The following is a 14702-nucleotide window of genomic DNA, read 5'->3' as shown; positions in this document are numbered from 1 at the left end:
AGGCCCCCTTCTCCTCAAGCCCCTTGACGCATTTTCATCTGGGTGTCCCGAATGTGCCGCCGGTCACGTGAGATTGACCCGTTCGGCTCCCCGACCGCGCGCCCGTTCCCCCATTCCGTGGCGCGGCGTGCCTTCTGGTGCTGGACGGGACCGAAATCAGCCAGGCAGCCGGGCGGCCACCGCGGCCGCGCTCCAGGCGCCGAGCGGTGCGTCCGGCCGGGAGGCCGTCTGCCGTGCCGTGTAGAGCACACCGTCCGGGCCGAGCGCCAGCACGGTGAACCGGCCCTGCGCGTCCTCGGCCAGCCCCGGCGTGTGGACCAGCGGCACACCCCCCTGAACCCAGCCGGTACCCGCCCCGAAGGCGACCAGTCCCTGGTCGTCCCGGGCGGCGAGCACCGTCCTGCGGCCGGCCGCTCCGGCGGCCACCAGACCGAACCCGCCCACCTCTGAGACGTCGGTGACGCGCCAGCCGTTGCTGCCGGGACCGATGTCGCCCATCACGATTCGGGCACTCAGCGGTTCGCGGTAGGTCACACGGACGGTCCCGTCCGAGAGGGTGACGGCGTTCATCGGCCCGGCGGAGACCGGCAGGCCGGTCGTCGGCTGGGGCCGCAGGGGCCGTCCGGCAGCACGGAGGCCCAGTGGACGACCCCCCGCGCGCCCGCGGCCAGCACGTGCAGCCGCCCGTCGCCGCCCCGGGCGACACCCAGGCCGTCCATCACCCCGGTGAGTGCCCGGTGCTGGTGGACGGTGGCCAGCGCGGTCCACGGGCCCCAGGTGGCCGCTCCGCTTGCGGGGGCGATGGTTCCGGTGCGGGTGGAGACCCCGCCCTCCCAGTTCCTGGCGAAGAGCCGGATCCGGTGCCGTCCGTCGAGGATCGCCACCGGGTAGCCCATCTCCATCGACTTGACCGCGGCGGCCTCGCCCCCGATCACGTCGTCGGGGGCGCCGAGGCCGGTCCAAGGACCGAACTCCGGGGGGCCGCCGGGCTTCTGGGTGGTCGTCTGGAGCGCGGTGACCACCTCCCTGCGGTGCTCCGCGGTGGCCGCGGCCAGCACGGTGCGCACCCCGAAGAGCCGCAGCCGGCCGTCTGGCTGGGCGAGCGCGAACAGCTGGCCCTCCAGGGCCCCGCCGCCGGGGCCGGCCGGTCCGCGCAGCCGGTGCGGGCCGGTCCACCGCCCGCTGCCGGGCGCCGTCTCGGTCCAGCACGCGGGGGCCCCGCTGACCAGCGCGAACGCCGCCAGCCTGCGGTCCCGCAGCCGGCGCACCCAGCCGTTGGACCCGGGGGCGCGGTAGCGGATCGACCGGGCCCAGGGGCCCTTCGCGCCCCGGACGCCGACCTTGCGGTCCCCGCAGCCCGCCGGGTCTCCGCAGCCGTGGCCGTCCGCCCAGCCGTAGACCTCCATCACCCCCTCCTTGTGGAGGGTGGTCGGCGCGTCCTGGTTGAACGGGAGGATGCCGTTGACGTAGCCGAGGTAGTGCTCCACCGTCCCGGGCGGGGCCTGCGGGGTGGACCAGTAGCCGGCCAGCGCCTCCTGGGCGAAGTAGGCGGAGTACTGGTGGTCCTGGTGGTCGAGGTAGACCGGCAGCCGCAGCAGCGGCGGCACCTGGCGGTGGTGCGGGGCGGCCCAGTCGGCCGGCTGCCGCAGCTTGTGCTCGGGGTTGGGGTCGAGGGTGCGGACGACCGTCGGCCGGTACTCGTCCAGCACCGCCCGTATCGAGGCCACCACGTCCTCGCGCCGGTAGAACTGCACCCGCTGGACGGGGCTCTCCTCCGGCGGCAGGGTCGGCAGCCGGTTCTCCTCGCCGACCCAGAGGGACTTCAGCGAGAACGGGTTGGGCACCGCCACCGCCCGCGCCTCGCAGAGCTGGAGCCAGATCGCCTGGATGTGCGGGGCCGCCCGCAGGGTGTTCAGCTCCGCCTCGAAGCCGGGTATCAGCGAGATCGTCTCGATGCTCCAGGGACTGTTCTCGTCCCCCGTGGCCATCCAGGCGAAGGCCCGCCGCATGCCGTTCATCCGGGCCCGGACGAAGGCCTGGCGGTTGCCCCGCACCCCCAGCGGGCGGCGGCCGCCGGGGCGGTCCGGGGCGTTGATGCCGTTGGACTCGCCGCCGGTCAGGCAGAGGGTCACGGTCGGCCGGCCGCTGCGCAGCGCCAGTTCGAGCTCGGGGTTCTGGAAGTAGAGGCCGTCGTCGGCGTGGGCGATGACATGGACGTAGGAGTGCCGCCCGTCGGCCGCCAGGGCCCCGGTGGCCAGCACCGGAGGCCGGGTTCCGTCGGACCCGGCGGTCGCCCCGCCGCCCCCGGAGAGGGCGTTCGACACCAGGGCCCAGGCGCCCCCCGCGCAGGCCGCCGCCGCGGCCGCGCCACCCCCCAGCCGTATCGCCTGACGCCGTGTCAGCGGACCTGACAGTCCCGCCATTCCGCCCCCCCGTTCCAAGAGAACCCACACCCGTTACACCCACATGGGGCAAGCGCCTCCTGAAACATCCCGGTTTGCCCCGAGACGAGAGGTCGATGCCGAAGAAGGATAGAGCGGCGCGTTCCTCGCAGCGGTAAGAGCAGTTCACGCATTGCTCACGAGTTAGGCAGGCGTCAGATCCCCGTACTTACCGGACGCCCACCCCGCCTGTACGGTTCCTGTGCAAAACCCGGGTGCGGCGGGTGACTTCGCGGCCCGAAACGGTCGTCCGCATGCTGGACCGGCGATGTCAGAAAGTGGGACGGGGAGTAGGCTCGCCGCCATGTCGCGCACCATTCGCCTCGCAGTGATCCCCGGTGACGGAATCGGCCAGGAGGTCGTGGCCGAAGGCCTCAAGGTCCTCAGCGCAGCCCTCCCGGAGGACGCCAAGCTCGAGACCAACGAGTACGACCTCGGCGCCCGCCGCTACCACCGCACCGGCGAGACCCTCCCCGACGAGACCCTCGACGAGCTCAAGGGCTACGACGCGATCCTCCTCGGCGCGATCGGCGACCCCTCGGTGCCGTCCGGCGTGCTGGAGCGCGGGATGCTGCTCAAGCTCCGCTTCGCCTTCGAGCACTTCGTCAACCTCCGTCCCGGCAAGCTCTTCCCCGGGGTGAAGTCCCCGCTGGCCGGCCAGCCGGAGATCGACTTCGTGGTGGTCCGCGAGGGCACCGAGGGCCCGTACACCGGCAACGGCGGCACCCTCCGCGGCGGCACCCCCAACGAGGTCGCCACCGAGGTCTCGCTCAACACCGCCGTCGGCATCGAGCGGGTCGTCCGGGACGCCTACGCCCGCGCCCAGGCGCGTCCGCGCAAGAAGCTGACGCTGGTCCACAAGACCAACGTGCTGGTGCACGCCGGCGGGCTGTGGAAGCGGATCTTCGACCAGGTCGGCCAGGAGTACCCCGAGGTCACCACCGACTACCTGCACGTCGACGCGGCCACCATCTTCTTCACCACCCAGCCCGAGCGCTTCGACGTGGTGGTCACCGACAACCTCTTCGGCGACATCATCACCGACCTGGCCGCCGCGGTCACCGGCGGCATCGGCCTCGCCGCCAGCGGCAACATCAACCCCACCGGTGAGTTCCCGTCCATGTTCGAGCCGGTGCACGGCTCCGCGCCGGACATCGCCGGCCAGGGCAAGGCCGACCCGACCGCCACCGTCCTCTCCGTCGCGATGCTCCTCCAGCACCTCGGCCTGGAGGAGGAGGCCCGGAAGGTCGAGAACGCGGTCGCCGCGGACCTCGCCGAGCGCGGCGCCGCCGCCCGTTCCACCACCGAGATCGGCGACGCGCTCGCCGCCCGAGTAGCCGGCTGACCAGCCGGCCCACGCAGAGGGGGGGATCCCCTCCCCACGGGTCCGCCACGAGCGGCCCGGAGCTACGCAGGCCGAACCGGCTGGTCAGCACATCCCACGACCCCGGCTCCCCGGACCCGCGCTCCGGGCCGCTCCGTGCTTTCCTCCGCCGTCCCCACGGGGCGGGGAGGCTGTTCGGCTGCCGCCCGGGGATGCGACCCTGGATACTGGGACGTCCGAGTACCGAGAGTTTCAGCCAGCCCCCGCGCGAGTGCGGTGAAACCCCGGCAGGCGCACGTCCCGTCACGACGACAGGTGAAGGACGAACCCGAACATGCAGATCGAACTCAAGCCCTCCGCCCACCCGCTTCCCGCCGCCGAGCGCGAAGCCCGCCTGGCCGCCCCCGGGTTCGGCCGCTACTTCACCGACAACATGGTGACCATCCGGTGGACCGAGGGCCGCGGCTGGCACGACGCCCAGCTGGTCCCGTACGGACCGCTGGAGATGGACCCGGCGAACATGACCCTCCACTACGCGCAGGAGATCTTCGAGGGCCTGAAGGCGTACCGGCAGCCGGACGGCGGCGTCGCCCTCTTCCGTCCCGAGCGCAACGCGCTCCGCTTCCAGCACTCGGCGCGCACCCTGGCGATGCCGGAGCTCCCGGTCGAGACCTTCATCGAGGCCTGCGACGCGCTGGTCGCGCAGGACGTGGAGTGGGTCCCCCCGCACGGCGGCGAGGCCTCCCTCTACCTCCGCCCGTTCATGATCGCGTCCGAGGTCGGGCTCGGCGTGAAGCCGGCCAACGAGTACCTCTTCCTGGTGATCGCCTCGCCGGCCGGCCCGTACTTCCCGGGCGGGGTCAAGCCGGTCTCCATCTGGATCTCCCAGGACCGCGTCCGCGCCGTCCCCGGCGGCATGGGCGACGCCAAGACCGGCGGCAACTACGCGGCCTCCCTGCTGGCCCAGGCCGAGGCGGCCGAACAGGGCTGCGCGCAGGTCGCCTACCTGGACGCGGTCGAGCGCCGGTGGGTCGAGGAGCTCGGCGGGATGAACCTGTACTTCGTGTACGGGGACCGGATCGTCACCCCCGCCCTCACCGGCTCCCTCCTGGAGGGCGTGACCCGCGACTCCCTCCTCACCCTCGCCCGCGACCTCGGCTACGAGTCCGAGGAGGCCCGGATCTCCGTCGACCAGTGGCGCGAGGACACCGCGAACGGCAGCCTCACCGAGGTCTTCGCGTGCGGCACGGCCGCCGTCATCACCCCCGTCGGCGAGGTGAAGACCAAGGGCGCCGCCTGGACGCAGGGCTCCGGCGAGCCCGGGCCGGTCACCCTCCGGCTCCGCGAGGCGCTGCTCTCCCTGCAGACCGGCAACGCCGAGGACCCCCACGGCTGGCGCCACCCGATCGCCTGACGCCCGCGGCGGCCCCCGCGCCCCGGATGCGGCCCGAAGGGCGGATCCAGGGGCGCGGGGAACTGCGGCGGCCGTCCGCCACGGTGACCGGATACTGAGACCGCGTCCCCGTGCGCGCCGCGCTGTGGCAAACTGCCGAACATGCCCGAGCGGCTCAGCATTATTACCGCCAGGCGCGCCGGTCCGCGGTGACGACCCCGTCCGCCCACCGCGTCCCAGACCCGCGCGCAGACCTCTCGCACCCGCGAGGGGTCTTTTGTTTTGGGCCACCCCTCCGCACAGGAGACAGGAGCACCCCGATGACTACCCAGCCCACCTCCGACGCCTTCCACGTCTTCGACACCACCCTCCGAGACGGCGCCCAGCGCGAAGGCATCAAGCTGACCGTCGCGGACAAGCTCACCATCGCCCGCCATCTGGACGAGTTCGGCGTCGGCTTCATCGAGGGCGGCTGGCCCGGCGCCAACCCCCGCGACACCGAGTTCTTCTCCCGCGCCGCGACCGAGCTCGACCTCTCCCACGCCCAGCTGGTCGCCTTCGGCTCCACCCGCCGCGCCAACGGCACCGCCGCCGAGGACCAGCAGCTCAAGGCGCTCCTCGACTCGGGCGCCCCGGTGGTCACCCTGGTCGCCAAGTCCCACGACCGGCACGTGGAGCTGGCGCTGCGCACCACCCTGGACGAGAACCTCGCCATGGTCCGCGACTCCGTGGAGTTCCTCCGCGCGCAGGGCCGCCGGGTCTTCATCGACTGCGAGCACTACTTCGACGGCTATCGGGCCAACCGCGAGTACGCCCTCTCCGTCGTCCGCACGGCCCACGAGGCCGGCGCCGACGTCGTCGTCCTGTGCGACACCAACGGCGGGATGCTGCCGTCCGGCGTACGCGAGATCGTCGCCGACACCCTCGCCGAGACCGGCGCCCGGCTCGGCATCCACGCCCAGGACGACACCGGCTGCGCGGTGGCCAACACCCTGGCCGCGGTCGAGGGCGGCGCCACCCACGTCCAGTGCACCGCGAACGGCTACGGCGAGCGGGTCGGCAACGCCAACCTCTTCCCGGTCACCGCGGCCCTCGAACTGAAGCTCGGCCGCAGCGTCCTCCCGGCCGGCCGGCTCGCCGAGATGACCCGGATCTCGCACGCCATCGCCGAGGTGGTCAACCTCGCCCCGGCCACCCACCAGCCGTACGTCGGCGTCTCGGCCTTCGCCCACAAGGGCGGGCTGCACGCCTCCGCGATCAAGGTGGACCCGGACCTCTACCAGCACATCGACCCGGAGCTGGTCGGCAACACCATGCGGATGCTGGTCTCCGACATGGCCGGCCGGGCCTCCGTCGAGCTCAAGGGCAAGGAGCTGGGCTTCGACCTGAGCGGGGACCGGGAGCTGGTGGGCCGGGTCGTCGACGTCCTCAAGGAGCGGGAGAACGCCGGCTACACCTACGAGGCCGCGGACGCCTCCTTCGAACTCCTCCTCCGGGAGCAGTCGGGCGACCTGCCCCAGCGCTTCTTCGCGCTGGAGAGCTGGCGGGCCATCGTCGAGCAGCGGCCGGACGGCGAGCAGGCCAACGAGGCCACCGTGAAGCTGTGGGCCAAGGGCGAGCGCCTGGTCACCACGGGGGAGGGGAACGGTCCGGTGAACGCCCTCGACCGGGCGCTCCGGGCCGGGCTGGAGCGGATCTACCCGCAGCTCGCCGCCTTCGAGCTGGTGGACTACAAGGTCCGCATCCTGGAGGAGCGGCACGGCACCGAGTCCGTCACCCGCGTCCTGGTCACCACCAGCGACGGCAAGAGCGAGTGGTCCACGGTGGGCGTCGGCTCCAACGTCATCGCCGCCTCCTGGCAGGCCCTGGACGACGCCTACACCTACGGCCTCCTCAAGGCCGGCCAGACCCCCGCGGAGTAGGCCGCGCGCCCGGAACGGCTACGGCGCCGCACTCGGCGGCGGGCACTGGGTCGCACAACCCGGTCTCCGCCACCGACTGCCGCGCCGTTGGGGGTCGGGGGGGCCGTCCCCCCGGTGTGCTTCTTACCGCAGCCGCGCCAGCAGCGCGTGCTCGACCAGCGTGATCAGCGTCGCCTTCGCCGAGTCCCGGCGCCGCGCGTCCGTGCTGAGGATCGGGATGTCCGGTCCCAGCTGGAGCGCCTCGCGGACCTCGTCTGCGGTGTGCGGCTGCTGCCCGTCGAACGCGTTCAGCGCGATGATGAAGGGGAGTCCGCTGTTCTCGAAGTAGTCGATCGCCGGGAAGCAGTCCGCCAGCCGCCGGGTGTCGACGAGGACGACGGCGCCGATGGCGCCGCGTACGAGGTCGTCCCACATGAACCAGAAGCGGTCCTGGCCGGGGGTGCCGAAGAGGTAGAGGATGAGGTCTTCGTCGAGGGTGATGCGGCCGAAGTCCATGGCCACGGTGGTGGTGGTCTTGTCGGCGACTTTGCTGATGTCGTCGATGCCTGCGGAGGCGGAGGTCATGACGGCCTCGGTGCGCAGGGGGTTGATCTCGGAGACGGCGCCGACGAGGGTGGTCTTGCCCACGCCGAAGCCGCCGGCGACGACGATCTTCGCCGAGGTGGTGGTACGGGCTCCGGGGACGGCGGCCGCGGAGCCTGTCGAGGCTGCGCCGCTAGAGCTTGCGAAGTCCACTGAGCACCCTTTCGAGCAGTGTCACGTCGGGCTGTCCGCCGGCGTCGGCCCCGGCGGCAGCGGGTTGGTGGATGGCGACCAGGCCGGATTCGGCCAGGTCGGCTACGAGGATCCGGGCCACGCCCAGCGGCATGTGCAGCAGGGCGGAGACCTCGGCCACCGACTTGAGTTCCATGCACAGGTCGCAGATCCGCTGGTGCTCGGGCAGCAGCCCGCCGATGCGGTCCGGATGCGCGGTGGTGGACACCAGGGCCTCGATGGCCAGCTGGTACCGCGGCTTGGTACGCCCACCCGTCATCGCGTACGGGCGGATCAGCGACTCCTGCTCACCGTGCGGCTCGGAGACCGGGGCGGTCTGCAGTCCCCACGGGTCGTTGTCCCAACCGCCGTACTCCTCGGCGGTGTTGAGCTGCGCCGATTCACCGGCGCGCGGAGGGGTGCGGAAGGCCGCGCCGGCGTCCGCCCAGTTCGGGCCGGAACCTCCGTCGGGGTAGATCGAGGACGGCGGGGCCTCGCCGGGCCCTCCGCCGTGTGCGGCATGGGCCCCCTGGGGCGACCGCGAATCCCGCTGGGCCGAGTCGGCGCCGGGCACGCCGAAGGCGTCCTGGCCCGCACCGGGGTAGGGGACGCCGAACTGACCGTGCTGGTCCTCGGGCGGTGTCACTGTTCCTCCTCACGGTGGTGCTGCCAAGGCGCCGGCCGGGCGCCGATGGTGACGGTGCATCAGGCCCGGCGCACGCGGCGCCGGGACCGTCGGGCGCCTAGTGGAGCAGGCTGCCCTGGAGCTCGGCGCGCAGCGCCGGGGTGAGTACATCACCGGCCCGGTCGACCAGGAGAGCCATTTCGTATCCGACGAGACCGATGTCACTGTCCGGGGCGGAGAGCACCGCGAGTGACGAACCGTCGGAGATGGCCATGATGAAGAGGAACCCGCGCTCCATCTCCACCACGGTCTGGTTGACACCGCCGCCTTCGAAGATCCGCGAGGCGCCCTGGGTCAGAGAAGTCAATCCCGAGGCCACGGCCGCGAGTTGATCCGCGCGGTCCCGGGGGAAGCCCTCCGACATCGCGAGCAGCAGTCCGTCCGCGGAGACCACCACCGTGTGCGACACCCCCGGGGTGTTCTCCACAAAACTGGTGATCAACCAGTTCAGGTTCTGTGCCGCTTGGCTCATCTGGGTCACTGACGCTCCTGGGGGTGGGGGTCGCCGAAGTAATCGGTGCCGCCGTGCTGATCGGGAGAAGCGGATGAAGTCTCGGTCTCGGCGCTGGTGCTGCGCCCCTGCTCGACGCCGCGGAGCAGGCTGGAGAGCCGGCCGCGGACCTCGCCGGGGTCCCGGGAGATCTGCGGGCCCGTGTACTCCTCGACGGTGGGCGCGTTGCCCGGCACCAGGTTCTGGCGCGGGACGCGCAGCGGGAGGCCCGAGGAGGTGGTGCCGCCGGAGGCCGGCCGCTGGACCTGGGAGGCCTGCTGCCAGGAGTCGTCGGCGGGCGAACGCCAGCCGCTCTCCTCCCGGCCGCCGGCCGCTCCGGCGCCGGTTCCGCCCACGGACGAGCCGGTGGACGAGCCGGTGGACGAGCCGACGGACCCGCCGGTGGAGGCCGGGCCGCTCACCCGGGCGGAGCTGCGGCTGAACCAGTTCGGCTGCCCGCCCCCGCCGCCGCCGGCCGGCCGGCCCGAGGCGGGCCCGCCGGTCGCGGGCCGGGTCGCCGGGGCGAACTGACTCGGCGTCACCGACTGGGCGGGGGAGGCGGGTTCCCCGCGCTCACCGCCGCGCTCGTCCCCGCCGAAACGGTCCGCCGCACTGCCGATGCCGGAGCCGGCGTCGATGGTCTGCCCGGGTCGCCGCAGCGGCAGCCCGTTCTCGGCCCGCTCCAGCGCGGCCGAGGCCGGCTCCTGCCCGGCGGCCTGCTCGCGCTCCTCGGCCTCGGAGTCGGAGCCGTAGGGGCGGGACTGGGGGTAGGCGCTGGGCGCCTGCGGCGCCGGGTAGGCGCTGCCGCCGGACGGGTAGCCGCCGCCGGCGGCCGGGCCACCGTACGGCCGCTGCCCGCCGAGGCCCTGCCCCTGCTCGTACCCGCCCGCCTGGTCGGGGGCGCTCGGGTAGGCGCTGGGCGCCGGGTAGCCGCTCGGCGCCGGGTACGAGGACGGCCCGCCGCCCGGGGCGCCCGCGGACCACCCGCTCGGGGCCTGGGCGCCGCTGCCGGACTCCAGCGCCCGCTGCTCCGGCTGCCCGCTCAGGGCCTGCGGTTCGGACTGCTGCGGGGTGCCCGGCTGGAACCGCGACTCGGCCGCGAAGGGCTGCTGCTCCGACGGGTAGGCCTGCCCCTGCGGGTAGGACGCCTGCCCCTGCGGGTACGACGGCTGCCCCTGCGGGAAAGGCTGCTCCTGCGGGTACGCCTGCCCCTGCGGGTAGGCCTGCTCCTGCGGGTACTGCTGGGGGTCGCCGAACTGCTGCCCCTCCGGGCCGTCCGTGGTGGCCCGCCGCCTGCGGTCGACCTCCAGCGAGCGGCGCACCGAGTCCAGCGCGGTCATCTGCCCGGCCTGACCTGCCGCCCAGCGCGACTCGTCGAAGCCCAACTCACCGGCCGTACGCGGCTGCTGATCCCGCGTCGGGTCGGCGTAGGCGGAGGCGTCCGCCTCGCCGACGATCCGGGAGACGGTGAACTCCTCCTCGGCCGGCATCGGCTGCGGGGCCTGGGTGAGCCGGTCCGGGATCATCACCAGCGAGGTGGTGCCCGTGCCCTCGGTCGACGCCCGCAGCTGCACCCGCACGCTGTGCCGGGCGGCCAGCCGCCCGACCACGTACAGGCCCATCTGCCGGGAGACCGAGGCGTCCAGGGTGGAGGGGGCCGCCAGCTTGGCGTTGATCTCGGCGAAGTCCTCGGCGCTGAGCCCGATGCCCTTGTCGTGGATCTCGACCAGCACCCGCTGGTCCGGCAGCCGGGTGGCAGTGACCCGCACCCGGGTCTGCGGGGAGGAGAACGAGGTGGCGTTCTCCAGCAGCTCGGCCAGGAGGTGGACGAGGTCGTTGACGGCGGGGCCGACGACGTCGGTCTCCGGGATGCCGCTGAGCTCGATCCGCTCGTACTCCTCCACCTCGGAGGCCGCCGCGCGGAGGACGTCGACCAGCGGGATCGGCTGGTTCCACTGCCGGCCGGGCTCCTCGCCCGCGAGCACCAGCAGGTTCTCGCCGTTCCGCCGCATGCGGGTGGCCAGGTGGTCCAGCCGGAACAGGCTCTCCAGCTGGTCCGGGTCGCCCTCGTTGTTCTCCAGGTCGGTGATCAGCGCGATCTGGCGCTCGATCAGGCCCTGGGTGCGGCGGGACAGGTTGCTGAAGATCGCGCTGACGTTGCCGCGCAGGATGGCCTGCTCGGAGGCGAGCCGTACGGCCTGCCGGTGGACGTCGTCGAAGGCCCGGGCGACCTCGCCGACCTCGTCCCGGCCGGTCAGCGGGATCGGATCGACCTTGGTGTTGACCCGCTCCGGGGTGTTCTGCGAGAGGTGCTCGACGACCGCGGGCAGCCGGTTGGCGGCGATGTCCTGGGCGCTGTTCCGCAGCGTCCGCATGCCGCGGACAAGCGAGCGGGAGAAGGCGCCGGTCAGCAGGATCGAGAGGAGGAGGGCGAAGAGCGCCGCCCCGGAGTTGATGTACACCTGGGTCTGCGCGTCGGTCTTGGCCTGCTTGGCCTCGGAACCGATCGAGTCGGTGATCTCCTGCTCGACCTGGCGTTCCTTGTCGACCCGCACGGAGGCCAGCTGGTACCACTCGTCGGGGCTGACCCCGGCGGCGGAGAGGGAGCGGCCACCGAGCCCGAGGAGGCCGATCGCGTTCTCCGCGGCGTCGGCCCTGGCCAGGTCGGGGGAGCTCACCACGCGGTTGTAGAGGTCCAGGTCGGCCGGGATGCCGCCGGTGGTGACCTGGTTCATCGCGGTCTCGGTCAGCTTGTTGGCGACCTGGATCCCGATCGCCTCCTGCTGGGTGAGGTGCCCGCGGACGAGCCCGATCATCACCAGGTTGCGCTCGGTGGAGTAGGAGGCCTTGGCCAGGGTGAGGGCGTACAGCTCGCGGCCGCGGCTGTTCACCGTGTTGCTGCCGAAGTACAGCTCGTTGTCCAGCGCCATCAGCGGCCAGAAGTAGGCCGAGTAGGCGAGCTGGGTCTCCTGCGGGGAGAGCTTGCCGTACGCGACGGCGCGGAGCTGCTGGAGGCCGGGGACCGGGACGTCCTTGCCGCTCACCTTCATGCTGCCCTTACCGTTCCGCAGCGCGCGGAACTGGGCCAGCTCGGTGGTCAGCTGATGGTCCTCGCCGGCGCCCCCGCCGGTCCCGGCGACCTGGGCGGACATCGCGTCCAGCCGGGCTATGTCCTGGTCCGTCCGCTGCCGGTCGGCGGCGACCTGGGGGTCGTTCCGCTTGCCCTTCATCAGCGGCTGGACGGATTCGTCGCGCTCCCGCTCCAGATCGTCGACGACGGTGGTGGCGAGCGAGACCAGGTTGGAGACCTGCTCGTTCTTACCCGCGTCGGACATGGTCTGGAGTTCGTCCGCGACCCGCAGCCCCGCGAAGGAGAGGCCGGCCACCACGGGGACGATCAGGATCGCGGTCAGCCGGGAGCGCACCCGCCAGTTGCGGAAGCCGCGTCCGGGCGGTGCCGCCGCGGCGGAGCTCCCGCCCGGCCGGGGGCCGGGCGCCGGGCCGGGGCCGAAGGGCGACGAGGACGCGCCGGAGGCCGAGGCGCCGCGTGCGGAGGCCGGGGCCGAGGACGCAGAACCGCCGGGCGCGGCGCCGAAGGGGGCGAAGCCGGGGCCCGAACCCTGCGCAGGGCGCGACCCGCGCCCGGTCGACCCCTGGTCGACCTGGCGCTGTCCGGAGTTTGTCTTCTTCTGCCTCACTACGACAACAACCTCTCGGCCGTGGTCCGGCCATCGACGACCCAGCGGCGTTTCGAGCCCTGCGAGTGCTGGGGTCGCACGAATTCCAGCACGCCTGCCGGTGCGGGGCCAAACACCTGGTTCATGGACGGATTGCTTCGACAAAAGGGGCATAGGCCCACGGGAGTGGCGAAACCCCGGCCTGGTCCGAGCCCTCCGCACACCTGCGGATGCTCTCGGTGATCAAGGCCGGGGAATTGCCTACCGAACTGTTATGGAAGCGACGGAACCCATCCGGTTCCTGCGCACCGCGGTCAACTTCCGCACCGCCGGTGCCAGTGGGTCAGCGCAGCCGCGCCATCAGCGCGTGCTCGACCAGCGTGATCAGCGTCGCCTTCGCGGAGTCGCGGCGGCGTGCGTCGGTGCTCAGAATCGGGATGTGGTGCCCGAGTTGAAGCGCCTCGCGGACCTCGTCAGCGGTGTGGGGCTGCTGTCCGTCGAAGTTGTTGAGCGCGATGATGAAGGGGAGTCCGCTGTTCTCGAAGTAGTCGATGGCGGGGAAGCAGTCGGCGAGCCGCCGGGTGTCGACGAGGACGACGGCGCCGATGGCGCCGCGTACCAGGTCGTCCCACATGAACCAGAAGCGGTCCTGGCCGGGGGTGCCGAAGAGGTAGAGGATGAGGTCTTCGTCGAGGGTGATGCGGCCGAAGTCCATGGCCACGGTGGTGGTGGTCTTGTCGGCGACTTTGCTGATGTCGTCGATGCCTGCGGAGGCGGAGGTCATGACGGCCTCGGTGCGCAGGGGGTTGATCTCGGAGACGGCGCCGACGAGGGTGGTCTTGCCCACGCCGAAGCCGCCGGCGACGACGATCTTCGCCGAGGTGGTGGTACGGGCTCCGGGGACGGCGGCCGCGGAGCCTGTCGAGGCTGCGCCGCTAGAGCTTGCGAAGTCCACTGAGCACCCTTTCGAGCAGTGTCACGTCGGGCTGTCCGCCGGCGTCGGCCCCGGCGGCAGCGGGTTGGTGGATGGCGACCAGCCCGGCTTCGGCCAGGTCGGCCACCAGGATCCGGGCCACCCCGAGAGGTATGGAGAGTAGCGCGGACACCTCGGCCACGGACTTGAGTTCGCGGCAGAGCGTCACTATCCGCTGGTGCTCCGGAAGGAGTCCGCCCGCGCGGTCCGCATAGGAGGTAGTGGAGACCAGGGCCTCGATGGCCAGCTGGTACCGGGGCCGGGTCCGGCCGCCGGTCATCGCGTACGGCCGCACCAGGGGCTGCTGCGGGGGCTGGCCGGCGCTCGCACCGGCCCCCATCGCACCCGCGCCGGCGCTCATCGGGCCGGGGCCGGTCGGCTGCCGGTGCCGCGGCTGACCGTGCTGCGGGGGCTGCTGCCCCGCGTAGCCCCCCCGGTACCCGTTGCCACCGAAGCCGCCGCCGTACGGGTCCCCGTACGGACCGGCCGTGCCTGGGAGCGGGCTCATGGATCCTCCTTGCGCTGGAACGCTGAGTCGGCCGACGTCCGCTCGAGGATGGCGGATGCCCCGGGGCTGTGGTCCCCAGGGCGACCGTGGTTCGGTGTTCGAGCAGTTTCGATCAGTGGAGCAGGCTGCCCTGGAGTTCGGCCCGGAGCGCCGGGGTGAGTACATCACCGGCCCGGTCCACCAGGAGGGCCATTTCGTACCCGACGAGACCGATGTCACTGTCCGGTGCTGCCAGCACGGCAAGTGACGATCCGTCAGAGATGGCCATGATGAAGAGGAAGCCGCGCTCCATCTCCACCACGGTCTGGTTCACCGCGCCGCCCTCGAAGATCCGCGAGGCGCCCTGGGTCAGCGAGGACAGACCCGAGGCCACGGCCGCGAGTTGGTCCGCGCGATCCCGGGGGAAGCCCTCCGACATCGCGAGCAGCAGTCCGTCCGCGGAGACCACCACCGTGTGCGACACCCCGGGGGTGTTCTCCACGAAGTTGGTGATCAGCCAGTTCAGGTTGCTGGCCGCATGGCTCATCTGGGACATC

General features: G+C 72.5%; 12 protein-coding genes. 3 read left to right on the top strand and 9 right to left on the bottom strand.

Annotated features, from left to right (window positions below):
* Positions 1-156: 156 nt before the first annotated feature.
* Positions 157-570, bottom strand: coding sequence for a hypothetical protein (locus tag BS73_RS34675; RefSeq protein ID WP_051939945.1), 414 nt, complete (start codon positions 568-570; stop codon positions 157-159).
* Positions 567-2261, bottom strand: coding sequence for a PIG-L family deacetylase (locus BS73_RS14700; protein WP_161789669.1), 1695 nt, complete (start codon positions 2259-2261; stop codon positions 567-569). The genes BS73_RS34675 and BS73_RS14700 overlap by 4 nt, the downstream gene beginning before the upstream one ends.
* A gap of 484 nt (positions 2262-2745) precedes the next feature.
* On the opposite strand from BS73_RS14700, the gene BS73_RS14695 reads away from it, so the two are divergent.
* The 3 genes from BS73_RS14695 (at position 2746) to cimA (ending at position 7080) form a co-directional block, all read left to right on the top strand.
* Positions 2746-3786, top strand: coding sequence for a 3-isopropylmalate dehydrogenase (locus BS73_RS14695; protein WP_037572574.1), 1041 nt, complete (start codon positions 2746-2748; stop codon positions 3784-3786).
* A 313-nt stretch (positions 3787-4099) separates the two neighbouring features.
* Positions 4100-5179 (top strand): branched-chain amino acid aminotransferase, encoded by a 1080-nt coding sequence (locus BS73_RS14690; RefSeq protein WP_037572571.1) that lies wholly within the window; start codon positions 4100-4102, stop codon positions 5177-5179.
* Positions 5180-5478: 299 nt separating this feature from the next.
* A complete protein-coding gene (cimA, locus tag BS73_RS14685; RefSeq protein WP_037572568.1) occupies positions 5479-7080 on the top strand; it encodes a citramalate synthase in 1602 nt (533 codons plus the stop codon).
* 123 nt (positions 7081-7203) lie between these two features.
* On the opposite strand, the gene BS73_RS14680 is transcribed toward cimA, so the two are convergent.
* The 7 genes from BS73_RS14680 to BS73_RS14650 all read right to left on the bottom strand — a co-directional run bounded on the left by BS73_RS14680 (position 7204) and on the right by BS73_RS14650 (position 14701).
* Positions 7204-7815: a GTP-binding protein gene (locus BS73_RS14680; protein WP_037572565.1), complete on the bottom strand. Its 612-nt coding sequence runs from the start codon at positions 7813-7815 to the stop codon at positions 7204-7206.
* Entirely contained in the window at positions 7796-8479 is a 684-nt protein-coding gene (locus BS73_RS14675; protein WP_235215414.1) for a DUF742 domain-containing protein, read from the bottom strand. Before BS73_RS14675 ends, BS73_RS14680 begins: the two co-directional genes overlap by 20 nt.
* 97 nt (positions 8480-8576) lie before the next feature.
* Entirely contained in the window at positions 8577-8990 is a 414-nt protein-coding gene (locus BS73_RS14670; protein ID WP_037579641.1) for a roadblock/LC7 domain-containing protein, read from the bottom strand.
* Positions 8991-8995: 5 nt separating this feature from the next.
* Positions 8996-12706 (bottom strand): nitrate- and nitrite sensing domain-containing protein, encoded by a 3711-nt coding sequence (locus tag BS73_RS40350; protein WP_051939943.1) that lies wholly within the window; start codon positions 12704-12706, stop codon positions 8996-8998.
* 322 nt (positions 12707-13028) lie between these two features.
* Positions 13029-13640: a GTP-binding protein gene (locus BS73_RS14660; RefSeq protein ID WP_037572562.1), complete on the bottom strand. Its 612-nt coding sequence runs from the start codon at positions 13638-13640 to the stop codon at positions 13029-13031.
* On the bottom strand, positions 13621-14166 hold the full coding sequence (locus tag BS73_RS14655) for a DUF742 domain-containing protein (protein ID WP_037572559.1): 546 nt from the start codon (positions 14164-14166) through the stop codon (positions 13621-13623). The genes BS73_RS14660 and BS73_RS14655 overlap by 20 nt, the downstream gene beginning before the upstream one ends.
* 112 nt (positions 14167-14278) lie before the next feature.
* Positions 14279-14701 (bottom strand): roadblock/LC7 domain-containing protein, encoded by a 423-nt coding sequence (locus tag BS73_RS14650; RefSeq protein WP_037579637.1) that lies wholly within the window; start codon positions 14699-14701, stop codon positions 14279-14281.
* Between the last annotated feature and the right edge of the window lies 1 nt (position 14702).

This window comes from Phaeacidiphilus oryzae TH49 (genome assembly GCF_000744815.1).
Taxonomy (GTDB): domain Bacteria; phylum Actinomycetota; class Actinomycetes; order Streptomycetales; family Streptomycetaceae; genus Phaeacidiphilus; species Phaeacidiphilus oryzae.
This window is presented reverse-complemented; position numbering and strand designations above follow the sequence as displayed.

What these genes read in the sequence shown, in the direction of transcription:
- BS73_RS14695 (WP_037572574.1), top strand. Translation starts at nt 2,746, where the DNA reads ATGTCGCGCACCATTCGCCTCGCAGTGATCCCCGGTGACGGAATCGGC.
- cimA (WP_037572568.1), top strand. Translation starts at nt 5,479, where the DNA reads ATGACTACCCAGCCCACCTCCGACGCCTTCCACGTCTTCGACACCACC.
- BS73_RS14655 (WP_037572559.1), bottom strand. Translation starts at nt 14,166, where the DNA reads ATGAGCCCGCTCCCAGGCACGGCCGGTCCGTACGGGGACCCGTACGGC.
- BS73_RS14690 (WP_037572571.1), top strand. Translation starts at nt 4,100, where the DNA reads ATGCAGATCGAACTCAAGCCCTCCGCCCACCCGCTTCCCGCCGCCGAG.
- BS73_RS34675 (WP_051939945.1), bottom strand. Translation starts at nt 570, where the DNA reads ATGAACGCCGTCACCCTCTCGGACGGGACCGTCCGTGTGACCTACCGC.
- BS73_RS14650 (WP_037579637.1), bottom strand. Translation starts at nt 14,701, where the DNA reads ATGTCCCAGATGAGCCATGCGGCCAGCAACCTGAACTGGCTGATCACC.
- BS73_RS14670 (WP_037579641.1), bottom strand. Translation starts at nt 8,990, where the DNA reads ATGAGCCAAGCGGCACAGAACCTGAACTGGTTGATCACCAGTTTTGTG.